Origin of the sequence: Streptomyces sp. ST2-7A (assembly GCF_021390475.1) — a bacterium.
Lineage (GTDB): Bacteria > Actinomycetota > Actinomycetes > Streptomycetales > Streptomycetaceae > Streptomyces.
In genome coordinates this window covers 15,407-39,363 of the sequence record NZ_JAJUWS010000056.1, presented here as the reverse complement: position 1 = coordinate 39,363, position 23,957 = coordinate 15,407, and the positions used below count along the sequence as shown (strand labels likewise).

20 protein-coding genes and 1 pseudogene are annotated in these 23,957 nt (G+C 73.8%); 18 read left to right on the top strand and 3 right to left on the bottom strand.

Annotated elements, in window-relative coordinates; translation table 11 throughout:
* Positions 1–4 precede the first annotated feature (4 nt).
* From LZF96_RS24520 to LZF96_RS24460, 13 genes and pseudogenes are all read left to right on the top strand, one after another.
* A complete protein-coding gene (locus LZF96_RS24520) occupies positions 5–706 on the top strand; it encodes a response regulator transcription factor (protein WP_233876727.1) in 702 nt (233 codons plus the stop codon).
* Between the two features lie 227 nt (positions 707–933).
* A pseudogene (locus tag LZF96_RS24515) lies at positions 934–1,893 on the top strand (Rossmann-like and DUF2520 domain-containing protein); the annotation flags it as partial.
* Between the two features lie 314 nt (positions 1,894–2,207).
* Positions 2,208–3,230, top strand: coding sequence for a pantoate--beta-alanine ligase (gene panC / locus LZF96_RS24510; protein ID WP_233876711.1), 1,023 nt, complete (start codon positions 2,208–2,210; stop codon positions 3,228–3,230).
* 95 nt (positions 3,231–3,325) lie between these two features.
* A complete protein-coding gene (locus LZF96_RS24505; RefSeq protein WP_233876725.1) occupies positions 3,326–5,086 on the top strand; it encodes an L-aspartate oxidase in 1,761 nt (586 codons plus the stop codon).
* A gap of 186 nt (positions 5,087–5,272) precedes the next feature.
* Positions 5,273–6,349 carry a carboxylating nicotinate-nucleotide diphosphorylase gene (gene nadC, locus LZF96_RS24500; RefSeq protein WP_374203326.1) on the top strand — a complete coding sequence of 359 codons (1,077 nt, stop codon included), beginning with the start codon at positions 5,273–5,275 and terminating at the stop codon, positions 6,347–6,349.
* Positions 6,349–7,149, top strand: a complete 801-nt coding sequence (locus LZF96_RS24495; RefSeq protein ID WP_233876709.1) for a type III pantothenate kinase — start codon at positions 6,349–6,351, stop codon at positions 7,147–7,149. The genes nadC and LZF96_RS24495 overlap by 1 nt, the downstream gene beginning before the upstream one ends.
* A gap of 144 nt (positions 7,150–7,293) precedes the next feature.
* Positions 7,294–7,476, top strand: a complete 183-nt coding sequence (locus LZF96_RS24490; RefSeq protein ID WP_233876707.1) for a hypothetical protein — start codon at positions 7,294–7,296, stop codon at positions 7,474–7,476.
* A 72-nt stretch (positions 7,477–7,548) separates the two neighbouring features.
* Positions 7,549–7,740, top strand: a complete 192-nt coding sequence (locus tag LZF96_RS24485; RefSeq protein WP_233876705.1) for a hypothetical protein — start codon at positions 7,549–7,551, stop codon at positions 7,738–7,740.
* Positions 7,741–8,223: 483 nt separating this feature from the next.
* Positions 8,224–8,646: a BlaI/MecI/CopY family transcriptional regulator gene (locus LZF96_RS24480; RefSeq protein WP_233876703.1), complete on the top strand. Its 423-nt coding sequence runs from the start codon at positions 8,224–8,226 to the stop codon at positions 8,644–8,646.
* 36 nt (positions 8,647–8,682) lie between these two features.
* The gene (locus LZF96_RS24475; RefSeq protein ID WP_233876721.1) at positions 8,683–9,183 is read left to right on the top strand and encodes an amino-acid N-acetyltransferase; all 501 of its coding nucleotides are present in this window, start codon (positions 8,683–8,685) and stop codon (positions 9,181–9,183) included.
* A 162-nt stretch (positions 9,184–9,345) separates the two neighbouring features.
* A complete protein-coding gene (locus tag LZF96_RS24470) occupies positions 9,346–9,687 on the top strand; it encodes an Lsr2 family protein (RefSeq protein WP_233876701.1) in 342 nt (113 codons plus the stop codon).
* 900 nt (positions 9,688–10,587) lie between these two features.
* Positions 10,588–13,128 (top strand): ATP-dependent Clp protease ATP-binding subunit, encoded by a 2,541-nt coding sequence (locus LZF96_RS24465; protein ID WP_233876699.1) that lies wholly within the window; start codon positions 10,588–10,590, stop codon positions 13,126–13,128.
* A gap of 379 nt (positions 13,129–13,507) precedes the next feature.
* Positions 13,508–14,920: a GAF domain-containing SpoIIE family protein phosphatase gene (locus tag LZF96_RS24460; RefSeq protein ID WP_233876697.1), complete on the top strand. Its 1,413-nt coding sequence runs from the start codon at positions 13,508–13,510 to the stop codon at positions 14,918–14,920.
* Positions 14,921–15,140: 220 nt separating this feature from the next.
* Here LZF96_RS24460 and LZF96_RS24455 read toward each other — a convergent pair whose 3' ends face one another.
* Positions 15,141–15,818 (bottom strand): TetR/AcrR family transcriptional regulator, encoded by a 678-nt coding sequence (locus tag LZF96_RS24455; protein WP_233876695.1) that lies wholly within the window; start codon positions 15,816–15,818, stop codon positions 15,141–15,143.
* 118 nt (positions 15,819–15,936) lie between these two features.
* Between LZF96_RS24455 and LZF96_RS24450 the strand changes: the two genes are divergently transcribed.
* The 4 genes from LZF96_RS24450 (at position 15,937) to LZF96_RS24435 (ending at position 19,447) form a co-directional block, all read left to right on the top strand.
* A complete protein-coding gene (locus tag LZF96_RS24450; protein ID WP_267941321.1) occupies positions 15,937–17,652 on the top strand; it encodes an MDR family MFS transporter in 1,716 nt (571 codons plus the stop codon).
* A 132-nt stretch (positions 17,653–17,784) separates the two neighbouring features.
* Positions 17,785–18,051 (top strand): hypothetical protein, encoded by a 267-nt coding sequence (locus LZF96_RS24445; protein WP_233876693.1) that lies wholly within the window; start codon positions 17,785–17,787, stop codon positions 18,049–18,051.
* Positions 18,052–18,132: 81 nt separating this feature from the next.
* Positions 18,133–18,777 (top strand): DNA-3-methyladenine glycosylase I, encoded by a 645-nt coding sequence (locus tag LZF96_RS24440; protein WP_233876691.1) that lies wholly within the window; start codon positions 18,133–18,135, stop codon positions 18,775–18,777.
* Positions 18,778–18,862: 85 nt separating this feature from the next.
* Complete coding sequence (locus LZF96_RS24435; RefSeq protein WP_308294280.1) at positions 18,863–19,447, top strand: GNAT family N-acetyltransferase; 585 nt, start codon at positions 18,863–18,865, stop codon at positions 19,445–19,447.
* A gap of 448 nt (positions 19,448–19,895) precedes the next feature.
* Here LZF96_RS24435 and LZF96_RS24425 read toward each other — a convergent pair whose 3' ends face one another.
* Positions 19,896–20,900 (bottom strand): A/G-specific adenine glycosylase, encoded by a 1,005-nt coding sequence (locus tag LZF96_RS24425; RefSeq protein WP_233876689.1) that lies wholly within the window; start codon positions 20,898–20,900, stop codon positions 19,896–19,898.
* A gap of 147 nt (positions 20,901–21,047) precedes the next feature.
* Here LZF96_RS24425 and LZF96_RS24420 point away from each other — a divergent pair, with 147 nt between their 5' ends.
* Entirely contained in the window at positions 21,048–21,959 is a 912-nt protein-coding gene (locus tag LZF96_RS24420) for a hypothetical protein (protein ID WP_233876687.1), read from the top strand.
* Positions 21,960–22,274: 315 nt separating this feature from the next.
* Here LZF96_RS24420 and LZF96_RS24415 read toward each other — a convergent pair whose 3' ends face one another.
* Positions 22,275–23,906: a beta-N-acetylhexosaminidase gene (locus LZF96_RS24415; protein ID WP_374203325.1), complete on the bottom strand. Its 1,632-nt coding sequence runs from the start codon at positions 23,904–23,906 to the stop codon at positions 22,275–22,277.
* Between the last annotated feature and the right edge of the window lie 51 nt (positions 23,907–23,957).

Here is a 23,957-nt window from a genome sequence, read left to right as displayed (position 1 = left end):
CGCGATGCCCTCCCCCGAGACCGGCCCCCCGTCCATCCGCGTGATGCTCGTCGATGACCAGGCGCTTCTGCGCACCGGCTTCAAGATGGTCCTGTCCGCCCAGCCGGACATGGAGGTGGTCGCCGAGGCCGGTGACGGCGTCGAGGCGCTGGAGGCGCTGCGTTCGCGCGCGGTGGACGTGGTGCTGATGGACGTCCGGATGCCGCGCATGGACGGGGTGGAGGCCACCCGCCGGATCTGCCAGGGCGGTGACGGCGGCCCCGGCGAACCGAAGGTGCTCATCCTCACCACCTTCGACCTCGACGAGTACGCCTTCACCGGTCTCAAGGCCGGTGCCTCCGGCTTCCTCCTCAAGGACGTGCCGCCGGAGGAACTGCTCTCGGCGATCCGGTCCGTGCACAGTGGGGACGCCGTGGTCGCCCCCTCCACCACCCGTCGGCTGCTGGACCGGTTCGCGACCCTGCTGCCCATCACCCAGCAGGCCCCGCCGCCCCGGCTCGCCCAGCTCACCGAGCGCGAGCGGGAGGTGCTGGTGCACATCGCGCAGGGACTGTCGAACGGGGAGATCGCGGCGGAGCTGTTCGTCTCGGAGGCGACGGTCAAGACACACGTGGGGCGAATCCTGGCCAAACTCCAGTTGCGGGACCGCGTGCAGGCGGTGGTCCTCGCCTACGAGAGCGGATTGGTGCAGGCCGGCGGCGCCTGAGCGGTCCCCGATTCCGGTGGCCGACACCGCCCGCGCGGGGCGGTGACGCGCGCCCGTAGCATGGCCGTGAACGTCCGGTACCCCTTCGCGGACTGGAACGGAAGGCCCACGTGAACACGATTCCTCCCCCCGCCGGGGGGCCCGGCGGCCCACCCGGTGGGCCGCGTCCCGACGCCGCGGGGGACGCGCGGCGCGCCGGTGACCGCCCCGCCCGACTCTCCGTCGGCGTGGTCGGCGCGGGCCGGGTCGGTCCGGCGCTGGCCGCCTCGCTGGCCCTGGCCGGGCACCGACCGGTCGCCGTCTCCGGCGTCTCCGAGGCGTCCCGGCGGCGGGCCGAGGCCCTGTTGCCCGGCGTCCCGCGCACCGACCCCGCCGATGTCCTGGCCCGCGCCGAGCTGGTGCTGTTGACCGTTCCCGACGACGTGCTGCCGGACCTGGTGTCCGGGCTGGTGGGCACGGGCGCGGTTCGCCCCGGTCACCTGCTGGTGCACACCTCCGGCCGGTACGGCACGGCGGTGCTGGATCCGGCGCGCGCCGCCGGAGCGCTGCCGCTGGCCCTGCACCCGGTGATGACCTTCACCGGCACCCCGGTGGACGTGCAGCGGCTGGCCGGCTGTTCCTTCGGGGTGACCGCGCCGCCGGAGCTGCGGCCGGTGGCCGAGGCGCTGGTGATCGAGATGGGCGGCGAGCCGGAGTGGATCGGGGAGGCCGCCCGGCCGCTCTACCACGCGGCGCTCGCACTGGGCGCCAACCACCTGGTGACCCTGGTCGCGCAATCCCTGGAACTGCTTCGGACCGCCGGGGTGGGAGCGCCCGACCGGATGCTCGGCCCGTTGCTGGGCGCGGCCCTGGACAACGCGCTGCGCGCGGGCGACGCCGCCCTGACCGGTCCGGTGGCGCGCGGCGACGCGGGCACGGTGGCGGCGCACGTCGCGGAACTGCGGACGCACGCCCCCGAGGCGCTCCCCGGGTACCTGGCGATGGCCCGCACCACCGCCGACCGGGCGCTGGCGCACGGTTCGCTGAAGCCGGGGGACGCGGAGCGTTTGCTCCGGGCGCTGGCCGACGGTGACCCGACCCGCCCGGCCGTCACCGGTGGCACGGGTGACCCCCGTGAGCCCGGGGCCCCCGGTACCTGCCGCGATGCCGACGGGCCGGGCGGCCCGGTCGGCTCGGGCGATACGGGTGTTACCCGGGCCACCGGCGGCTCGGCCGGCTCCCGTGACCCCGGTTCCCCGGGTGGTCCCCGTGATGCCGGTTCCTCGGCCGGTTCCCATGATGCCGGTGGGCCGGGTGGTTCCCGTGATGCCGGTGGACCGGCTTCCTCCGGCGGTCCGGGTGACCTCCGCGACCCCGACGGGCCGGGCGGCCCCGGCGGCTCGGGTGTTACCCGTGACCCCGGCGGCTCGGCCGGCTCCCGCGACCCCGGTGGGCCGGGTGACCCCGGCGGGACCGCCGGGGATCGGGGCCCCGAGGCCCCCCGGGATCCCGGAGGCCGGTCGTGACCGTCGAGCCCCCCGCCCTCACCCCCGTGCGGTCCGCCGCCGACCTACCCGCCTCCGAACCCGGCGTCCGCCGGGCCGTGGTGATGACCATGGGAGCCCTGCACGAGGGCCACGCCGCCCTCGTGCGTGCCGCCCGTCGGTTGGTCGGCCCGACCGGCCGGGTGCTGGTGACCGTCTTCGTCAACCCCCTGCAATTCGGCGCGGGCGAGGACTTCGGCCGCTACCCCCGAACCCTGGACGCGGACGTCGCCGTGGCGGCCGGGGCCGGCGCGGACCTGCTCTTCGCACCCCCCGCCGCCGAGGTCTACCCCGGCGGCGAGCCGCTGGTGCGGATCGCCGCCGGACCGATGGGAGAGCTCCTGGAGGGCGCGGCCCGGCCCGGTCACTTCGACGGGATGCTCACCGTCGTCGCCAAGCTCCTGCACCTCACCCGCCCGGACGTCGCGCTGTACGGGGAGAAGGACGCCCAGCAGCTCGCGTTGATCCGACGCATGGTCCGGGACCTGGACTTCCCCGTGGAGATCGTCGGTGTGCCAACGGTCCGCGAGGAGGACGGGCTCGCCCTCTCCAGCCGCAACCGCTACCTGACCGCCGACGAGCGTGTCACGGCCCTGGCCCTGTCCCGGGCGCTGTTCGCCGCCCGGGACCGGCTCGCCGCCGAGGCGGTGCTGCGCGCCCGGGCGCAGGAGGCGCCCACCGACGAGCGCCGGGCCCTCGCGCTCGCCGCCCTGCACGAGCCGCGGGCCTCCGCCGACGCGCACGCCGTCGCCCTGGCCGGCGCCCCGGTCGGGTCCCTGGCCTCGCCGGCCTCCGCCCTCGCGGCGGCCCGCGCGGTGCTGGACGAGGCACGGGAGGGGGAGCCCCCGCTGCGCCCCGACTACCTGGCGCTGGTGGATCCCGGGAACTTCCGGGAGGTGCCCGCCGACCATGTCGGCGAGGCGATCCTGGCGGTCGCCGCCCGGGTCGGTTCGACCCGCCTGATCGACAACATCGGCCTCACCTTCGGAGCCCAACGGTGACCAGCGACGACTCCGCGGGGGCCGGCGGCACCGCCCCGGCCCCCGCCCCCGCGCAGCCCGCCCCGACCGCCGGCGTCGCCCCGGCCGGCGCGCCGATCGCCCCACCCGCGAGCTGGTCGGTGCGCGCCGACGTGGTGGTGGTCGGCTCCGGCGTCGCCGGCCTGACCGTCGCGCTGCGCTGCGCCGCCGCCGGTCTGCGGCCGGTCATCGTCACCAAGGCGCTGATGGACGAGGGTTCCACCCGCTGGGCGCAGGGCGGCATCGCCGCCGCCCTCGGCGTGGACGACACCCCCGCCGAGCACGAGCGGGACACCCTGGTCGCCGGTGCCGGCCTGTGCGACCCGGAGGCGGTGCGGCTGCTCGTCACCGACGGGCCGGCGGCCGTCCACCGTCTCATCGACACCGGTGCCCGCTTCGACCTCGACGCGGCCGGCACCATCGCGCTCACCCGCGAGGGCGGCCACCACCGCCGTCGGATCGCCCACGCCGGCGGCGACGCCACCGGCGCCGAGATATCCCGCGCCCTGAACGACGCCGTGCGGGCGGCCGGTATCGAGACCATCGAGCACGCCCTGGTGCTGGACCTGCTCACCGACCCCGCCGACCCGACCGGCGGAGCGGCCGGGGTCAGCCTGCACGTGATGGGGGAGGGGCGGCACGACGGCGTCGGTGCCGTGCTCGCCCCGGCGGTGGTGCTGGCCACCGGCGGCATGGGCCAGGTCTTCTCGGTGACCACCAACCCGACGGTCTCCACCGGCGACGGGGTGGCGCTGGCGCTGCGGGCGGGCGCCGAGGTCGCCGACCCGGAGTTCGTGCAGTTCCACCCCACGGTGCTGTATCTGGGGCCGGAGGCACGCGGCCGGCAGCCGCTGATCTCCGAGGCGGTGCGCGGCGAGGGCGGCCTGCTCCTGGACGACTCGGGCCGGCGGTTCATGGTCGGCGTGCACGAGCTGGCCGAACTGGCCCCCAGGGACGTGGTCGCCAAGGCCATCACCCGCACCACCCGGGAACAGGGCACCCCGTACGTCCACCTGGACGCGCGGCACTTCGGCGCACAGATGTGGGAACACCGCTTCCCCACCATCCTCGCCGCCTGCCGCGAGCACGGCATCGATCCCGTCACCGAGCCCATCCCGGTCTCCCCGGCCGCGCACTACGCCTCCGGCGGCGTCCGCACCGACCTGTGGGGCCGCACCACCGTGCCCGGCCTGTACGCCTGCGGGGAGGTGGCCTGCACCGGCGTGCACGGCGGCAACCGCCTCGCGTCGAACTCGCTGCTGGAGGGACTGGTCTTCGCCGAGCGCATCGCCGACGCGGTCCTGGCCGCCCGCTCCGCGACCGCCCCGGCGGAGCCGACCGGTCCGGCGACCGACCGGCTCTCCGTCGGGGGTCCCGGCGGAGGGGGCGGGCCGTTGCTGTCACCCGACGCCCGGCCGGAGATCCAGCGGATCATGACCGACCACGTCGGGGTGCTGCGCTCCGCCGGGGGCCTGCGCACGGCCGCGGCGGAGCTGGACGCCCTCGCCGCCCGGGCGGCCGAGAAACCCGCCGAGCCCGGCACCGACAGCTGGGAGACGACCAACCTGCACCTGGTCGCCCGGGTGCTGGTCGCCGCCGCGACCGAGCGGACCGAGACCCGCGGCTGCCACTGGCGGGAGGACCACCCGGGGTCGGACGACGCCTGGCGGCGGCACCTGGTGATCGCGTTGGGACCCGACGGACCCGGAGCCCCGGGCCCGGGGCTCCGGCTGTGGGCCACCGGGTCGGTCTCCCTCCCACCGACCGTCGTCCCACCGACCGTCGTCCCACCGGAAGGGGAACCCGCCGCCCCGACGCCCCGCCCCCGGGAGTCCTGAAGCCACCGCCGTCCCCCGACACCCGCCGCCCCCGAGACCCCCGGGCCCCGACCGGTCTCCCGACCCGGTTCGCCCGCCCGATCACCCACCCCGCCGCGCCGACGACCGCCCCGAACCACCCCGGCGCCGGACCCCACCGGCCCCGGCGCCGGAGCGGGGCCCGCCGCGACCAAGGAGAGCAGATACGTGAGCACTGCCGGCCCCGACGCCCCCCGGCAGGGGGAGCCGACCCCGCCGAACGGCGACCTCCCACTCGTGCCCCCCGGCACCGATCCGACCGGCGGCTGCGGTGACGGCTGCGGCTGCGCCGCCGGCGCGGACGACGCGGACGGGGAGCGGGATCTCGTGGAGTGCGGGCTCGACCCCGACCTGGTGCGGCTGCTGGAGGCCGCCGGACTGAACCCGCTGCAGGTGGAGGACATCGCGCACCTGGCCATCGCCGAGGATCTCGACGGCGGGGTGGACGTCACCACCCTCGCCACCGTGCCCGCCGACGCCGTCGCCACCGCCGACTTCGTCGCCCGCGCGCCCGGCACCGTCGCCGGCCTGCGAATCGCCGAGGCGGTCCTGTCGGTGGTGTGCGAGGACGAGTTCGAGGTCGAGCGGCACCGCGAGGACGGCGACCGGGTGGAGCCCGGCGACCTGCTGCTCTCGGCCACCGCCCGGACCCGCGACCTGCTCACCGCCGAGCGCGGCGCCCTCAACCTGTTGGGCCGCCTGTCGGGGATCGCCACCGCCACCCGGGCCTGGGCCGACGCCCTGGAGGGCACCGGCGCCCGGGTCCGCGACACCCGCAAGACCACCCCCGGCCTGCGGGCCCTGGAGAAGTACGCGGTGCGCTGCGGCGGCGGCCTGAACCACCGGATGTCGCTCTCCGACGCGGTACTGATCAAGGACAACCACGTGGTCGCCGCCGGCGGGGTCGCCGAGGCGTTCGCCGCCGTGCGCGCCGTACTGGCGGAGGCGGGCGCCCCGGACCTGCCGGTGGAGGTCGAGGTGGACCGCCTCGACCAGATCGAGCCGGTGCTCGCCGCCGGCGCCGAACTCCTGCTGCTGGACAACTTCACGCCGGAGGAGACCCGTCGGGCGGTCGAACTGGTCGCCGGACGCGCGGCGCTGGAGTCCTCCGGCGGCCTGGACCTCGCGGGGGCCCGCGCCTACGCGGACACCGGTGTGGACTACCTGGCCGTCGGCGCCCTCACCCACTCCTCCCCGGTCCTGGACATCGGGCTGGACCTGCGGGCGGCGGAGGGGGACGACTGATGCTGCTCACCATCGACGTCGGCAACACCCACACCGTCCTCGGCCTCTTCGACGGCGAGGACATCGTCGAGCACTGGCGGATCTCCACCGACGCCCGCCGCACCGCCGACGAACTGGCGGTGCTGCTCCAGGGCCTGATGGGGATGCACCCCCTGCTGGGCGAGGAGCTGGGGGACAGCGTGGACGGCATCGCCATCTGCTCCACCGTCCCCTCGGTCCTGCACGAGCTGCGCGAGGTCACCCGCCGCTACTACGGCGACATCCCGGCTGTGCTGGTGGAGCCCGGGGTGAAGACGGGGGTGCCGGTGATCACCGACAACCCCAAGGAGGTCGGCGCCGACCGCATCGTCAACGCGGTCGCGGCGATCGAGCTGCACGGTGGGCCGTGCATCGTGGTGGACTTCGGCACCGCCACCACCTTCGACGCGGTCACCGCGCGCGGCGAGTACGCGGGTGGGGCGATCGCGCCGGGCATCGAGATCTCGGTGGAGGCGCTGGGGCTGCGCGGCGCGCAACTGCGCAAGGTGGAACTGACCCGACCGCGCCAGGTGATCGGGAAGAACACCGTGGAGTCGATGCAGGCGGGCATCCTGTACGGCTTCGCGGGCCAGGTGGACGGCGTGGTGGAGCGGATGGCACGGGAGCTGTCGCCGGAGGACCCGGAGGCGGTGACGGTCATCGCGACGGGCGGGCTGGCGCCGTTGGTGCTGCGGGAGGCGACGGTGCTGGACGAGCACGAGCCGTGGCTGACGCTCATCGGACTGCGGCTGGTGTACGAGCGCAACGCCGCCCGTTTCTGAGGCCCCGGGGGCGGGGCCGGGGCCGGATCCCGGTCCGCGTCCCATCCGCCGTCCGGGGGACGCCGGGCCGGGCGGGCACCCGGATGGCCCCGGTCGGGGGCCGGCGCGGATGTGGGGCGCCCGTTTCATGGTTAGTCTCGGGATATGTCCACCTCTGACGCCGAGCACACCGACCCCCGGGAGAACGGCGCCAACGGGCGCGGGGAGCGAGCCCCCGAGAAGGGGCGTCCCCGGGCCGACGCGCCCGGACCCCGGCCCGTCCCGACCCCGGCCGATGTCTTCCGCCGCAAGCGACCCGCACCCCCGCCGCCACCGGCCGCCGAGTAGGCCGGCTACCCTGGAGGGGACCGAGACCCCGGCCACAGAGGGCCGGGAGCGGCCCGGAGGAGACCGAGCACCGTGGACTATCTCGCCGCGCTTTTCGCCCCGACCGTGATGGCGGTGGCCTTCATCTACCTCATCGTCACGATGATCAAGTCGCAGGGCGGCGCCAACAAGTACAAGGAGGACGCGGCGGTGGACGCCATGGAGGCGGCCCGCGCCGCCGAGCGTCCCTCCGCGGCCCCCGCCGCCCGTCCCACCACCGACTGAGTCCCCGGGGCGTTCCCGCCCCGCCGCCGACCGCCGCCGGGCCGTGCCCGGCGGCGGTTCGTCGTGTCCCGGCGGAGGTGCCCACCCGCGTCCACGGCGCGTGTGGCCGGGCCCGGGTCGGCGATCGGGGGTTCCCGCCCCGCCGCTCCCGCCCGGGCCCACCGCCCGGGGCCCCGTGGCACGCCGGCCCCGTCGGGATCCGCCCGGGGCGGAGGTACCATCGCGCCGGGCGTCCTCCGGGGGTTCCCGGGCTCTCGGGGTCCGGGCGACATCCGCCGGGCGTCGGGGGCGTCGGGGCCTCGCCGTCACCTTCCACGCCACCGCCTTTCCCGCGGCCCCGGGCCGTGCCCGCCCCGGCTCCGGCTCCGGCTCGTCCCCCATCCGCGCCGGGCGCCACACCCACCACACGGGATCGGCCCGCCGCGCCCCGCGCGGATCGGGGCACACCGCGCATATCCCCCCACGCCCCGCTACCCTGCAGTTGTGCCTCGGTCGCTGGGAGAACTGGAAGACGCCGTCATGACACGGGTCTGGGAATGGAATCGCCCGGTCACCGTGCGGGAGGTTCTGGAAGATCTCCGGAAGGAACGGCCGATCGCCTATACGACGGTCATGACGGTTCTCGACAAGCTCCACCGGAAGGGGTGGGTGCGTCGCGAGCGCGACGGTCGCGCCTATCGTTACGAGGCGGTATCCACCCGCGCCGCCTACGCCGCCGCATTGATGAACGACGCCTGGTCGCGCAGTGACAACCCGGCGGCCGCGCTGGTGGCATTCTTCGGGATGATGTCCCCGGCCCAGACCGACGCTTTGCGGGACGCCCTGCGCGTGGTGGATGTCACCGGAGCCGATCCCCTCGCGGATGCCGGCGGGGGCGCCGCCAATGACGCTGGAACGGGGCGGTAGCCTCCGTTCGTGAAGCATGACGACCGGACTCCGGAAATCACGGTTCGACGCGCCCGGACGAGTGATGTGCGTGCCGTGCGTCACCTCATCGACACGTACTCGCGCGATCGGATCCTCCTCGACAAGCCGACCGTCACCCTTTACGAGGACATTCAGGAGTTCTGGGTGGCGGAGCGGGGCCCCGACGGCGCCGTGGTCGCCTGCGGCGCCCTGCACGTGATGTGGGAGGATCTGGCCGAGGTCCGGACCCTGGCGGTGGATCCCTCGCTGCGCGGGACGGGGGTGGGCCACCTGCTGTTGGAGAAGCTGCTCGACACGGCGCGATGGCTGGGTGTGGACCGCATTTTCTGCCTCACCTTCGAAGTGGCGTTCTTCGAACGGCACGGGTTCGTGTCCATCGGTGATACCCCCGTGGACGGTGACGTCTACAGCGAACTGCTGCGCTCGTATGACGAGGGGGTCGCGGAGTTCCTGGGACTCGAACGCGTGAAGCCCAACACTTTGGGTAACACCCGTATGCTGCTTCGGCTTCGATAGCCATCCCGGCGGGGCCTTATGTCCGATACGTCCGGCCACCTCCCTCGCTCACCCGCGGGAATCCCCGTGCGGGGTTTGTGTTTTTTCCGAAAGGGCGGTTTGATGACGCCCGGGGCACAACAAAAACATTCGATACCCGGACCCTTAAAGAGGAGTACTCAGGTGGCACAGAAGGTTCAGGTTCTTCTTCTCGACGACATCGACGGCGGCGAGGCGGACGAGACCGTCACCTTCGCTCTCGACGGGAAGACCTACGAGATCGATCTCAACTCCGCCAACGCCGAAAAGCTCCGCGAGACCCTGGGCGAGTTCGTTCGGGCCGGTCGTCGGGCCGGCACCGGGCGCGCGGCGCGCGGTGGGCGCTCGACCGCCCGCGCGACCTCGGCCGGTACGGTCGACACCGCCCGCATCCGCGCCTGGGCCAAGGAGAACGGCTACGACGTCAACGACCGTGGCCGCGTGCCCGCGACCATTCGCGAGGCCTACGAGAAGGCCACCTCCTGACGCGACACCGCCCCGCCCGGTCGGCGGTCGCGGAGGGGAGGGCGCGCGGAACGGGACGTGCGGGGGAGCGCGTCGTTCCGCCCGGAGGAGAGAGCGGACCGCGACGCGTCCGGCCGTGACGGCCGGTGCGGGGCGGTCCGACGCGGGATCACACGGGCCCGCGCGGGTCGGATCCGATCCGCGTTCGGCTACGGGGGGCTCATCCGATCACGGGTGGCCCCCCGAGCCGTGCCCGGGCCCGTTCCGGTCCCCGGGGACCGGGTCGGCGGCTCCCGGCCGGAGGGCCGGTCCCATCCGGATGCCGCCGGGCGACGGCCGGGCCCCAACCCTCCGGAGGCGGGTCGTGCCCGGGTCCGACGCGCCATCACCCACCATCCGATTCACCCGGCTCCCCACGACCCCCTCGGGGAGCCGTTCGGCGTCCGGGAGAGAGCGACGCGCCCCGGTGACCCCGGGGCAACCGGCGAAAGGCGTCACCGGGGGTTCGTGATCCGGTCCCCGGGGGTGACGCGGCGTTCGCCGGTAGCGGATGTGCCGGCCGTGGCCCGCATGGAGTGTCAGCCTGGAGGGGTAGGAAGAAAGACATACCCGGAAACCGGGGCGCCCGCGCCGGTCGAGGGGGTTCCCTCCGGTCCGGACGCGCCCCGGCGTTCGCCGTCGGCGTAGCCGGTGCGGGTGGAATCGCCCGGCCCGCGGGAACAACGTCTTCCGGGATCCGGTTGTACCGGATGTCGACTGTTCGGGCAGGAGGCCGGTGGCCGCGCTCCTCGACGGTAGGGGGGTGATCCGGACGGGCGTCGGCAGTAGGAATGAGCGGTCCCGGGCCGCGGGACCAAGCTGCGGAAGGACAGAGAGGGGACCGACCCCTTACTGCCTGACCGCTCTGAGGAGCGATTAACGATGTTCGAGAGGTTCACCGACCGCGCGCGGCGGGTTGTCGTCCTGGCTCAGGAAGAAGCCCGGATGCTCAACCACAACTACATCGGCACCGAGCACATCCTCCTGGGGCTGATCCACGAGGGTGAAGGTGTCGCCGCTAAGGCCCTGGAGAGCCTCGGGATCTCGCTTGAGGCGGTCCGCCAGCAGGTCGAGGAGATCATCGGCCAGGGGCAACAGGCCCCTTCCGGTCACATCCCCTTCACCCCCCGGGCGAAGAAGGTCCTGGAGCTGTCGCTCCGCGAGGCCCTCCAGCTCGGCCACAACTACATCGGCACCGAGCACATCCTGCTCGGCCTGATCCGCGAGGGCGAGGGCGTCGCCGCCCAGGTCCTCGTGAAGCTCGGCGCCGACCTGAACCGGGTGCGTCAGCAGGTCATCCAGTTGCTGTCCGGGTACTCCGGCGGCAAGGAGGCCGCGACGGCCGGCGCCCCCTCCGAGGGCACACCCTCCACCTCGCTCGTGCTGGACCAGTTCGGCCGCAATCTCACGCAGGCCGCCCGTGAGTCCAAGCTCGACCCGGTCATCGGGCGCGAGAAGGAGATCGAGCGGGTCATGCAGGTGCTCTCCCGTCGCACCAAGAACAACCCGGTGCTGATCGGTGAGCCCGGCGTCGGCAAGACCGCCGTCGTCGAGGGCCTGGCGCAGGCCATCGTCAAGGGCGAGGTGCCCGAGACCCTCAAGGACAAGCACCTCTACACCCTGGACCTGGGCGCGCTGGTCGCCGGCTCCCGCTACCGCGGTGACTTCGAGGAGCGCCTGAAGAAGGTGCTCAAGGAGATCCGCACCCGCGGCGACATCATCCTGTTCATCGACGAGCTGCACACCCTGGTGGGCGCGGGCGCCGCCGAGGGCGCCATCGACGCCGCCAGCATCCTCAAGCCGATGCTGGCCCGGGGCGAACTGCAGACCATCGGTGCCACCACCCTGGACGAGTACCGCAAGCACCTGGAGAAGGACGCCGCGCTCGAGCGCCGCTTCCAGCCCATCCAGGTCGCCGAGCCCTCGCTGCCGCACACCATCGAGATCCTCAAGGGTCTGCGGGACCGGTACGAGGCCCACCACCGGGTCTCCATCACCGACTCCGCGCTGGTGGCCGCCGCGCAGCTGGCCGACCGGTACATCTCGGACCGCTTCCTGCCGGACAAGGCGATCGACCTGATCGACGAGGCCGGCTCCCGGATGCGCATCCGTCGGATGACCGCGCCGCCGGACCTGCGCGAGTTCGACGAGAAGATCGCCAAGGTCCGTCGCGAGAAGGAGTCCGCGATCGACTCGCAGGACTTCGAGAAGGCCGCCTCGCTGCGCGACGACGAGAAGCAGCTGCTCCAGGCGAAGAACAAGCGGGAGAAGGAGTGGAAGGCCGGCGACATGGATGTCGTCGCCGAGGTGGACGAGGAGCTGATCGCCGAGGTCCTCGCCGCCTCCACCGGCATCCCGGTCTTCAAGCTGACCGAGGAGGAGTCCTCCCGCCTGCTGCGCATGGAGGACGAGCTGCACAAGCGGGTCATCGGCCAGGAGGACGCCATCAAGGCGCTCTCCCAGGCGATCCGACGCACCCGTGCCGGTCTGAAGGACCCCAAGCGCCCCGGTGGATCGTTCATCTTCGCCGGCCCCTCGGGTGTCGGCAAGACCGAGCTGTCCAAGACGCTGGCGGAGTTCCTCTTCGGCGACGAGGACGCGCTGATCTCGCTCGACATGTCCGAGTTCGGTGAGAAGCACACCGTTTCCCGGCTGTTCGGCTCCCCGCCCGGCTACGTCGGGTACGAGGAGGGCGGGCAGCTGACCGAGAAGGTGCGCCGCAAGCCGTTCTCCGTGGTCCTCTTCGACGAGGTGGAGAAGGCCCACCCGGACATCTTCAACTCGCTGCTGCAGATCCTGGAGGACGGTCGCCTGACCGACTCCCAGGGCCGGGTCGTCGACTTCAAGAACACGGTCATCATCATGACCACGAACCTCGGCACCCGGGACATCTCCAAGGGCTTCAACATGGGCTTCGCCGTCGCCGGTGACGTGACCACCGGGTACGAGCGGATGAAGGCCAAGGTCAACGAGGAGCTCAAGCAGCACTTCCGGCCGGAGTTCCTGAACCGTGTCGATGACACGGTGGTCTTCCACCAGCTCACCCGCGAGGACATCATCCGGATCGTCGATCTGATGATCGCCCAGGTGGACGAGCGGCTGCGGGACCGGGACATGGGTCTGGAACTGGGCCAGGACGCCAAGGACCTGCTGGCCGAGCGGGGCTACGACCCGGTGCTCGGCGCCCGGCCGCTGCGCCGGACGATCCAGCGGGAGATCGAGGACGTGCTGTCCGAGCGGATTCTCTTCGGCGAGCTGCGGCCCGGTCACATCGTGGTCGTCGGCACCGAGGGCGAGGGCAAGGAAGCGAAGTTCACCTTCCGGGGCAAGGAGAAGCTCGCCCTGCCGGACGCCCCGCCGGTCGGCGCGGGCGCCAAGGGCGCGAACCTCTCCAAGGGCCCGGACCTCTCCAAGGAGGCCTGAGCCGCCGCGCCGGACGGCTCCGGCCCCGCGCCGGGGTCCGCCCGGCACCGCGTGAACATCGGCCCCCCGCACACCTTCCGGTGTGCGGGGGGCCGAGGCGTGTTCCGGCCGGCGCGTGTTCCCCGGCGGGCCGGGCCCGCCGACGCGGGAGCCACGGCACACGCACCCGCGAAGGGTGACCCGCGCACCTCCCGGCGCTCCCCGGAAGCGCGATCGGTGAGGGCGTCGCCCGTCCGGCCCGACGAGGAAGGGAGGTCGCGCGGTCACATCGGTTACGGTGGTGAAGGCGTCGGATCTCTCGACGCGACGGTGTGCGGATCCGTGGCCACCATGCGGGTTCCCCGCCCCATCGAGGGCGGAGACCGGAGGACGGGGAGCCATGGCATTGAAGACGATGTTCGCCGGTGGGGTACGGGCCGACGGCCTGCCCGCGGCCCTGTCGGACCCGGTCCGGCTGGCGGCCGTGGAGGCGACCGGACTGCTGGACACCGGCCCGGAGGACGCCTTCGAGGACCTGGCCCGGGTGGCGGCGACGGTGACCGGCTGCGGGCGTTCCTTCATCACCCTGGTCGACGACCACCGTTCGTTCTGGAAGTCGTGTGTCGGGGTGGACGCCCGGGAGATCTCCACGCGACAGAACCCGGTGCGGGAGAGCTTCTGCTACTTCCTGGTCGGTCTGGGCGGAAAACCGTTCGTGGTCGAGGACGCCGCCGGCGACCCCCGTACCGCCGGGCACCCCTCGGTGGTGCCGATGAGGATCGGTGCCTGGGCCGGATATCCCATCATGGGCCCGGGCGGGGAGGTGCTGGGAAGCATGTGCGTGATCGACGAGAACCCCCACGTCTGGCAGCCCACCGAGTTGAACACGCTGGCCACCATGGCCCGGTCGGTGAGCAACGAGATCAACCTGCGGGCGGCCCTCGCCGGAACCCGGGACGCCCTCCACGGCGCCCGTGAGGCGCTGGAGACCTCCAACGCGCTGGCCCGCAGTCTCCAGGACAGTCTGTTGCCCCCGGTGTTGCAGCAGGTGCCGGGGGTGGAGGCGGCCGCCTCCTACCTGCCCGCGGCCGGCGGCGTGGCCGTGGTGGGGGACTTCTACGACCTCTTCCACTCCAGGGGCCCGTGGTGGTGCACGGTGATGGGCGACGTGTGCGGCAAGGGCACCGAGGCGGCCAAGGTCACGGCCCTGGCCCGGTACACCCTGCGGGCCGAGGCCACCCGGCATCTCTCACCCGCCACCGTATGCGAGCACCTGAACTCCGCGCTCCTCGAGCAGCGCGGGGGCGAGCGCTTCCTGACCGCCGTCTACGCCACCTTCCGCACCACCCCGGCCGGGGTCACGGGACGGCTGTGCACGGCGGGGCACCCCCCGGCCCTGATCCGCCGTGCCGACGGCCGGGTCCGGGAGGTCGGTCGGTACGGCAGCCTGCTGGGCGTCCTGCCGGAGGTGCACCTCACCGATGTCCGCTTCCGTCTGGCCCCCGGTGACGCGCTGCTGTTCTACACCGACGGTGCCACCGAGGCCCGTGCCCGCCGGATCCCCGGAGTCGGCGAGCGGTTCATGTTCGGTGAGGAGGCACTGGCCGAGGCCCTCGCCGGTTGCGGTGGGCTGGACGCGACCGGGATCGTTCACCGCCTCGGCGGACTGCTGGCCGAGTACTGCGGGGGCTGGGCCGCTGACGACACCGCTCTGCTCGCGCTGCGCGTCCCGCCGGGCCCGGACGGGAGCCCCGACGGTCGGGACGAAGGGGCGCCTCCGGGGCCGGCGGGACGCTCGACGCCGACGGAATGAGGGAGACGGCCGCCCCGGTCGCCACCGGCGTCCGACCTGGTCGGGGCCGTTCGGCGGGTCGTTGAGCGGGAGCCGTCGACCGGCTCACCGTCCGGTGGGCCCCGTCGACACCCCCACCGACGTTCCCCCGAAGGTGCCCGCCCCTCGAAAAACCCCCGGGCGCGACGGCCACGCCCCACCGCGCGCGGGAACCGTGTGACGGCGCCCGGTGGGAGCCGGCTCAGCGGCCGTCCGACGGCCGGCCCTCGGACGGACGTCGGTCCCCGCTTCCGCTCTCCCGGTCCTCCGCGCCGGCGTCACCTCCGGAGGTCATCCCCTCGGCGGCGCGCACCACCATCTCCTCGGCGACCCGCAGCACCGCCAGGCGCCGCTCCTCCGGATCGACCCCCTCGCCCAGGTGTTGTCCGATGGCGAACACCCCCGCGTGCATGGTGTAGAGCGCGGCGACGGCCCGGACCCGCTGCTCCAACGGCGCGTCGGGCGGGGTGATCAGCCGGGCGATGACGCGGGAGCGCTCCTTGAAGCGCTCGTGCAGGCTCAGGTCGCGGATGACCGCCGCGTTCTCCTGCATGAAGCGGAACAGGTCGGCGGCGTCCTCCAGGGCCACGCTGTAGCGGCCCAGGATCTCGCGGGCCGTCTCCACGGTCCGGGGGCGTTCCCGGCCCAGGGCGATCAGATCGTCGATCGGGCCGGTGAGGTCGTCGTGGATCGCGACGAGGATGTCCTCCTTGGTCTTGAAGTGGTAGTAGAGCGCGGCCTTGGTGACCCCGATCTCCTCGGCGATCTCGCGCAGCGAGGTCTTCTCGTACCCGTGGGCGGCGAACAATCGCAGGGCCACGTCCTGGATGCGCTGCCGGGTGTCGCCCCGGCGCACCCGCGTGCTCCCCGTCTCCGTCATGTCCGGCCACTCCTCATTGCTTACTTGACGCCCGGCTAGTTGCGGGCGTATCTTCTGCCATTGTAATAAACTAGCCGGTCGGCAGGTAAGTGGGGTGACCGGCCCTCGCGGAGAGAGTATGAACCAGACCAACGAATCCGGGACGGTCCCGTCCGAGTCGTCCCAGTCGTCGGAGTCCTCGAAGTCGTCCGGCAGGCGACCCCGGGGCATCCGCGTCGTGCTGCTCGCCCTCATGATCTCGGTCCTGCTCGCGATGCTCGACAACATGATCATCGCGACGGCGATGCCGACCATCGTCGGTGAGCTGGGCGGCCTCGCCCACCTCTCCTGGGTCGTGACGGCCTACACCCTGGCCACCGCCGCCTCCACCCCCATCTGGGGCAAGCTCGGCGACCTCTACGGCCGCAAGGGCATCCACCTGACCTCGATCGTCATCTTCCTGGTCGGTTCCGCCGCCTCCGGCCTCGCCCAGAGCATGGGCCAGCTCATCGGCTTCCGCGCCCTCCAGGGCCTGGGCGCCGGCGGCCTGCTGGTCGGCACCATGGCGATCATCGGCGAGCTGATACCCCCGCGCGAGCGGGGTCGCTACCAGGGCCTGTTCGCGAGCGTCATGGCCGTCGCCATGATCGGCGGTCCGCTGCTCGGCGGAGCCCTCACCGACCACCTCGGCTGGCGGTGGGCCTTCTACATCAACATCCCGCTCGGCGCCGTCGCGCTGATCATGATCACCCTTGTGCTGCACCTGCCCCGGCGCCGTTCGAAGGCCCGCATCGACTGGCCCGGCGCCGTCCTGCTGGTCACCGGGATCACCTCCCTGGTGCTCCTCACCACCTGGGGTGGCACCGAGTACGCCTGGACCTCCCCGGTGATCATCGGGCTCGGGACGCTCGGTGTCCTGGCGATCGCCGTCTTCGTCCTCGTCGAGCGCCGCGTCACCGAGCCGCTGCTGCCGCTGTGGCTCTTCCGCAACGTCAACTTCTCGCTGGTCGCCGTCATCGGTTTCCTGCTCGGCTTCGTGATGTTCGGATCCACGGTCTTCCTGCCGCTCTACCAGCAGACCGTGCAGGGTGCCTCGGCCACCGGCTCCGGGCTGCTCCTGCTGCCGATGCTGCTGTCGATGATGGTGGTCTCCTTCGTGGTCGGTCGCACCATCACCCGCACCGGCCGCTACCGGGTCTTCCCGATCATCGGCGCCGGCCTGGTCACCACCGGCCTGTTCCTGCTCTCCACCATGGACACCGGGACGACGACGACGAACTCGGGGATCTTCATGGCCGTCCTCGGCGCCGGCATGGGGTTCCTCATGCAGCTGACCATGCTGCTCGCCCAGAACACCGTGGAGATCCGGGACATGGGCGTGGCCTCCTCCACCGCGACCCTCTCCCGCACCCTCGGCGGATCCTTCGGCGTCGCGATCCTCGGCGCCTTCTTCACCGCCCGGGTCGCCGGCGAACTCGGCGACGCCGCCGGGGGCGCCGCGATCGAGGTCTCCGAGACCGGGGCCCAGCTCGACGCCGCCTCCCTGGAGGCCCTCCCCGACGCGGCCCGTCAGACCTACGAACAGGCTGTCGCCTCCGGCACCCACATGGTCTTCCTCGTCGCGGCCCTGCTGTCGATCATCGCCTTCGTCCTCTCCTGGTTCATCCACGAGGTGCCGCTGCGCGACGGTGGGACCCCCACGGCCAAGGGGCCGGCCACCGGCTCGGGAAGCGGCACCGACGGCACGGTTACGGACGCCGCCCCCGACACCCCCGTCGTGCCCGACCCCGCCACGATCGGCGGCCCCGGTCCGACCCCCGTGCCCGCGCCCGGCCCCGGCGGCCCGACCCGCTGACCGGTTTCCGCCGAACGGATCCGCTCCCGACCCGACTCCGTCCGCCCCGCCCGGCGGGCGGAGCCGGCGTCATGACCCCACCATGGGAGGGCGACCGCCGGCACGGGGGCGGAGGGAACGGAGGAACGGCCGATGCGTCACCTCATGCGAGCCGAGACCCGGGAGCGACCCGGAACCGACCGGGGCACCGGGAGTGGCGCCACCCGGAGCGACGCCACCGGGAACGACGCCACCGGAACCGTCAAGACCTGGCACATGGTCCGGGGTGCGGAGACGCTCGCCATGTGCGGCCGTCAACTCGCCGCCGACTCGGTCACCCGCTCCGACGAGGACTGGGGCCGCACCGAGGAACCCATGTGCCACACCTGCGGCGCGCTCTACCTGCGCGAGGTGCCCTGACCCGACGCGACCCGCCCTTCCCGACGGTCGCCCGCGCCCGTTTGCCGGGGCGCTGTCGGTGCTCCGGGCCACACTGTTCCGATGAGCTCACCCACCGCCCCCGACGCGCCGCTCGCTCCCACCCCCGGGGCGCCGACCGGCGACGCCCTCCCCGGCCCCGACGGACTGCCGCGCTGCCCCTGGTCCCTGGCGACCGAGGACTACCGCGCCTACCACGACACCGAGTGGGGCCGGCCGGTGCGCGGCGACCGGGAACTGTTCGAACGGCTCAGCCTGGAGGCATTCCAGTCCGGCCTGTCCTGGCTCACCATCCTGCGCCGCCGCGAGGGCTTCCGGACCGCCTTCGCCGACTTCCGCATCCCGGTGGTCGCCGCCTACGGCGCCGAGGACGTCACCCGCCTCCTCGCCGACCCCGGCATCATCCGCAACCGTGCCAAGATCGAGGCCACCCTGCACAACGCCCGGGTCCTCACCGGGTGGCCGAAGGGCCGGCTCACCGAACTGATCTGGTCCCGGGCGCCCGCCCCCGCGCCCGCCCCGCGCACCACGGCGGCGATCCCCGCCGTCACGCCGGCCTCCACCGCGCTGGCGAAGGACCTCAAGCGGGAGGGCCTGCGCTTCGTCGGCCCCACCACCGCGTACGCCCTCATGCAGGCCTGCGGCCTGGTCGACGACCACCTCGCCGACTGTCACGTCCGCGTCCGGCGGGAGCCCGGCACGGGGTGATCCGCACCACGCCGCGAACGACCCGCGCCCGGGGCACCACGGCCGTAGGGTGACCCCCGGGGAAGGAGAACGGGGAGGTACCCGCATGATCGCGATACGACGGGCGACGTCACCGGCCGAGGTGATGGCCGCCGCCCACCTCTTCGACGGGCCGGTGCGCCCCGAATGGGCCCAGCGTTTCCTCAACGAGTCCACCCACCACCTGCTGATCGCCCACCGGGACGACGTGCCCGTGGGCATGGTGACCGGGGTGGAGTTGACCCACCCGGACAAGGGCACCGAACTGTTCCTCTACGAGCTGTCCGTGGACCCGGCCCACCGCCGCCTGGGGGTGGGGCGCGAACTGGTCGAGGCACTCGGGCGGTTGGGCCGTGAACGCGGCTGCCACGGCATGTGGGTCGCGGTCGATCCGGACAACCTGCCCGCCCGGGCCACCTACGCCGCCGCCGGCGCGGTGGAGGAGGGACCGGCCACGATGATGGCCCGCGACCTGCGGGCCCCGCGCGATCGGGGGTCGGGGGAGGGGGCCGTGCCCGGGAGCACGGATCCCGAGGGGCACCCCCTCGACGCCGCCGACCCCGATACGGCCGACACCACCGGGGTCACCGGGACCGCGGAGGGCACCGGGTTCACCGCCGGCACCGAACCGGGCACCCGCCCGGCGGGCTGAGCGGGGCGCGACGCCGGGGGAGGACTCCCGCCGGACCCCGGTCGCGACCGGGGTCCCTTTCGCCCCGGTGTCCGGCGGGGCGCGTCCCGGCCCGGTGCCGGGGTGGAGGGATGGGCGGGCCGACGCCTCGGGGTGCGCTCGGGGCCGCCGACGGGTCTCGGTCCCGGTGGGAGCGGCGCCCGGTGTGCGCCGCCCCGGTGGGACCCGGCCCGGAATTTCCCGGGCGGGGACAGCGGGGTGACAGCGGGGTGAGTGGGCCGGCGCCCGTGGTTCCCGATCCCGCCGTTCCGGTGGAAGGCATCGCAGCGGCGGGACGGGGAGCGGGTCGTTCCCCGGGTGGCCCGGTGGACGGCGGGTGCGCGGCCTCTCCGGGACCGGGCCCCGTGTCGGCGTCGGTGCCCCGGCGCCGGCACCCCCGGCCCGCGCGGCGGGGGAACCGGCCCCCGGCTCAGGCGCCCGGTAGGCGGTAACGCCCGTCCGGCAGGCGTTCCACCAGCCCGTCCGTCAGCAGCCCGCGCAGCGCGCGCTCGCGTTGCACCGACTCCTCCCACACCCGTTCCAACGCCGATCCCCGCACCGGCTCCATCGATTCCCGCAGCACCGCCATCAACCGTCCGCGCACCTGCCGGTCGGAGCCGGCCCAGGCCTGCCCGCGTCGGGGCGGCCCCTGGTGTTCCGGTGAGCCGGCCAGCCGCCACGCGCAGCGATCGGCGATCGGGCACACCCCGCAGCTCGGCGCCCGCGCCGTGCACACCAGCGCGCCCAGCTCCATGGTCGCGGCCGCCCACCGGGCGGCCGTCACCTCGTCCTCCGGCAGCAGTGCCCGGGCCAGTCGCCGCTCGGCGGCGGTCGTCGCGTTCGGCGGGTAACGGTTGCCGACCACAGCGCGTGCGAAGACCCGCCGCACGTTGGTGTCGAGCACGGCGTGCCGCCGGCCGTGGGCGAAGGAGGCGACCGCCGCCGCCGTGTACTCGCCGACGCCGGGCAGCGCCAGCAGATGCGGGTGTTCGAGCGGCACCTCGCCGCCGTGCCGCTCGGTCATCGCCCCGGCGGCGGCGTGCAGCCGCAACGCGCGGCGCGGATACCCCAGGCGTCCCCACGCCCGGACCGCCTCGCCGGAGGGGACGGCCGCCAGGTCGGCCGGACGCGGCCAGCGCCTCATCCACTCCTCGTACACCGGGAGCACCCGCGCCACCGGCGTCTGCTGCAGCATGAACTCGCTGACCATCACGCCCCACGCGCCGGCCTCCGGGCGCCGCCAGGGCAGGTCCCGGGCGTGCTCGGCGAACCAGGCGACAACCGGGCCGTGCAGAATCCCGGCGTCCGGGAGACCGGGTCCGGGGTCGGGGGAGGGCTCCGGGGCCGTCACGGAGGACTCGGGCCACGCGGACGACGCGGGGACGGTGGGGCCGGGGACGGGGGAAGCCGTGGAAGCAGAGGAATTCGGTGTCATCGCCCCACGATCCTGGCATGTCCGGCACGGAGTGGGGAAAGGAGCGCGCCGCCGGACGCCGGGCTCACCCCGAACGGACGTGCGCGCAAGCGCAACCCGCCGGGAGAACGCCGCTGTTGGGGGGCGCGAACAGCGTAGAGTTCGCGCGTGGGATCTCTGCGCACTCCGATCGGACCGCTGCCCTCCTCCATCTATTGGCGGCGGCGGGCCGTCGTGCTGCTCCTGGTGGCGCTGCTCGGTCTGCTGATCCTGTGGGCGCTCAACCTCGGCGGATCGGGTTCCTCCGGCTCCGGCGGTGACGACGGCGCGGGGGGCCCGGCCACCTCCATCTCCCCCGAACCGGAGAAGGACGAGGACGACGACCTCGTCGAGGACCGGCCCGGTGGCCGGGACCCGGCCGACGACGCGGACGAGGACGGCGAGAACGGCGACGCGGAGGGCGCGGACGCCGGGGACGGCACCGGCGACGACGCGGGGGCCGACACCGACGGTGACGACCCGGACGCCCCCGGCGCGGGTGACGTCGAGGGCATCGCGATCGACGACCCCGCCTCGACCGGCGGATCGGGTGGCGCGGGTGACTCCGGTGGTTCGTCCGACACCGGTGGCGCGGGCGCCGGCCCGGCCGGCACCGGTGGCGCGGGCGCCGCCTCCCTGCCCCGCTGTTCCGAAGGCGCCCTGCGGCTCTCGCTGTCGCCGGTCTCCAACTCCTACCCGCCGGGTGAGCTCCCCCGGCTGCGGCTGACCCTGAAGAACACCTCGTCCGCCGACTGCCGGGCCGACCTGGGCCACCGCTCGTTCACCCTCACCATGACGCGCACCGACGACGGCGACCGCACCATCTGGGACTCCACCACCTGTCCCACCGGTCCCGCCTCCACCCCGGTGGCCGTGCCGGCCGACGGCGAGACCGAGCGGATCATCACCTGGGACCGCCGCCGCTCCGTCGAGGACTGCGACACCCGGGGCCCGGCGGCCCCCCACGGCACCTACCTGGCCGAGGCGGAGATCGACGGCTTCGCCGTGGCCCCCACCACCTTCCGCCTCGAGGAGGACTAGGGACGGTTCTTTCGGGGGCCGCGCCGGAAGCGCTCGAAGCCGGCGCGCAGGGTGAGGCAGTCGAGAGCGATTCCCGCTCCGCGAGCCGCCCACCTCACCGTCCTCAGCGGGGTCTCGTCCATGGCGTCCCTCTTTCCGCGCCCGGTGTTTCCCCCTCGGACGCCGCCACGGTCCGGAGGGTTGCCCGGTCGCCACGGGATGAGGCGGTACCGCCGGCGCGCCCTTCCCGAACGATTCACCGCTCCGCGACAGGAGGAGCCGAGGCTTTCCCGCCAGGCCCCGACGGACCTTCGGCGGAATCCGGCACGGACCGGGTCAGCGCGCCGGTGGCGCCCCGTCCCGGGGGCGGCCCGGCACACCGGGGCGTCGCTGCCAGGGGCGGGGACCGGACGGCGGACGGTACTCCACCCCGAGAGCGTCGAGGCGGGCGTAGTGGGCGGCCTCCATTCGACGTTCGAAATCGGCGAAGTCCCGCTCGGCCGGTGGCGGCAGGGGGCTCCAGGCGACCTCCGCGAAGGCGGCCAGGCGCGGGAAGACCATGTAGTCGACCGCACGGGCGCTGTCCATCGTCTCGGTCCAGACGTTGGCCTGGACGCCGATGATCCGTGCCGCCTCCGCTTCCGTCAGGGACTCGGGGACCGGCTCGAAGCGGTGGACGTCCTCCGGGGTGCGGGCGTGCGCGATCGGCACCGGCTCGTCGGGTCCCTCGGACTGGCGCCAGTCGAGATAGGTGTGCTGCTGCGGGCACATCACCACGTCGTGCCCGGCGCGTGCCGCCGCGACACCACCCGCGTACCCCCGCCAGGACATCACCGTCGCGCCCGGCGCCAACCCCCCTTCGAGGATCTCGTCCCAGCCGACGAGCCGTCGCCCCCGTTCGGCCAACCACCGGTCGAAGTGCCGGATGAACCGGCTCTGCAACTCGTCCTCGTCGGCCGGACCGAGCTCCCGGATGCGTTGTTGGGCGGCGGGGGAGGCCCGCCACTGCTCCTTCGGACACTCGTCGCCACCGATGTGGATCCACTCGGAGGGGAAGATCTCCAGCACCTCGGTCAGGACGTTCTCGTAGAACTCCAGCGTCGCGTCGGAGACGTTCAGCACGTTCGGGTTGACGCCCCAGCGATCCCACGGGACCAGGGCCGAGGTGTCCACGACATCGGTGTTGCCCAGCTCCGGGTACGCGGCGATGGCCGCCTGCGAGTGGCCGGGCACGTCGATCTCGGGGACGACGGTGATGTGCCGCGCGGCGGCGTGGGCGACGATCTCCCGCAGGTCGTCGCGGGTGTAGTGGCCGCCGTGCGGGCGCTCGTCCCGGTGGGCGTCCTCGCCGAAGCCCAGTTGGGTGCGGGCCCGCCAGGACCCCACCTCGGTGAGCCGGGGATACCGCTCCACGGGCATCCGCCACCCCTGGTCGTCGGTGAGGTGCAGGTGCAGCACGTTCAACTTGTGGGCGGCGAGGAGGTCGATGTACCGCAGCACGCCGTCCTTGGGCATGAAGTGCCGGGCCACGTCCAGCATCATGCCGCGCCAGGCGAAGCGCGGGGCGTCGGCGATCCGCACCGGCGGGACCCTCCGGGGGCCGTCGCGCAGCGGTGCGCGACGGAAGGCGTCGGGGCCCAGCAGTTGCCGCAGGGTCTGGGCGCCGAGGAAGACCCCGGCCGGCCCACCGCCCTCGATCAGCACCCCCGAGGCGTCCACCACCAGTTCGTACGCCTCGAAACCGCGCCCCGCGAGCCGCTCGGCGACCCGCAGGGTGATCGCGTTCCGCGCGTCGGGACCGCCGGGGCGCAGCGGCAGGCCGAGCGCCGGACCGAGCACGCAGGTCAGCCACTGTTCGGCCGTCCCGCTCGCCGCGTCCGCGACGAGCCGGGTGTCGGGGTCGAGGACGAAGGCGCCGCCGTCCGTCGGACCGGGCAGGAGCTCCACCGGAGCGGGGATCAGGTGCACGACCCGACCCTACGGTCGGTGATCGGCACGGAACCAGGGCGGTATCGGACA

Excerpts from the sequence above, each read along its gene's own strand:
- LZF96_RS24425 (WP_233876689.1), bottom strand. The coding sequence starts at position 20,900 with ATGACACCGAATTCCTCTGCTTCCACGGCTTCCCCCGTCCCCGGCCCC.
- LZF96_RS24520 (WP_233876727.1), top strand. The coding sequence starts at position 5 with ATGCCCTCCCCCGAGACCGGCCCCCCGTCCATCCGCGTGATGCTCGTC.
- LZF96_RS24440 (WP_233876691.1), top strand. The coding sequence starts at position 18,133 with ATGAGCTCACCCACCGCCCCCGACGCGCCGCTCGCTCCCACCCCCGGG.
- LZF96_RS24435 (WP_308294280.1), top strand. The coding sequence starts at position 18,863 with ATGATCGCGATACGACGGGCGACGTCACCGGCCGAGGTGATGGCCGCC.
- LZF96_RS24445 (WP_233876693.1), top strand. The coding sequence starts at position 17,785 with ATGCGTCACCTCATGCGAGCCGAGACCCGGGAGCGACCCGGAACCGAC.
- LZF96_RS24450 (WP_267941321.1), top strand. The coding sequence starts at position 15,937 with ATGAACCAGACCAACGAATCCGGGACGGTCCCGTCCGAGTCGTCCCAG.
- LZF96_RS24490 (WP_233876707.1), top strand. The coding sequence starts at position 7,294 with ATGTCCACCTCTGACGCCGAGCACACCGACCCCCGGGAGAACGGCGCC.
- LZF96_RS24460 (WP_233876697.1), top strand. The coding sequence starts at position 13,508 with ATGGCATTGAAGACGATGTTCGCCGGTGGGGTACGGGCCGACGGCCTG.
- LZF96_RS24455 (WP_233876695.1), bottom strand. The coding sequence starts at position 15,818 with ATGACGGAGACGGGGAGCACGCGGGTGCGCCGGGGCGACACCCGGCAG.
- LZF96_RS24465 (WP_233876699.1), top strand. The coding sequence starts at position 10,588 with ATGTTCGAGAGGTTCACCGACCGCGCGCGGCGGGTTGTCGTCCTGGCT.
- LZF96_RS24495 (WP_233876709.1), top strand. The coding sequence starts at position 6,349 with ATGCTGCTCACCATCGACGTCGGCAACACCCACACCGTCCTCGGCCTC.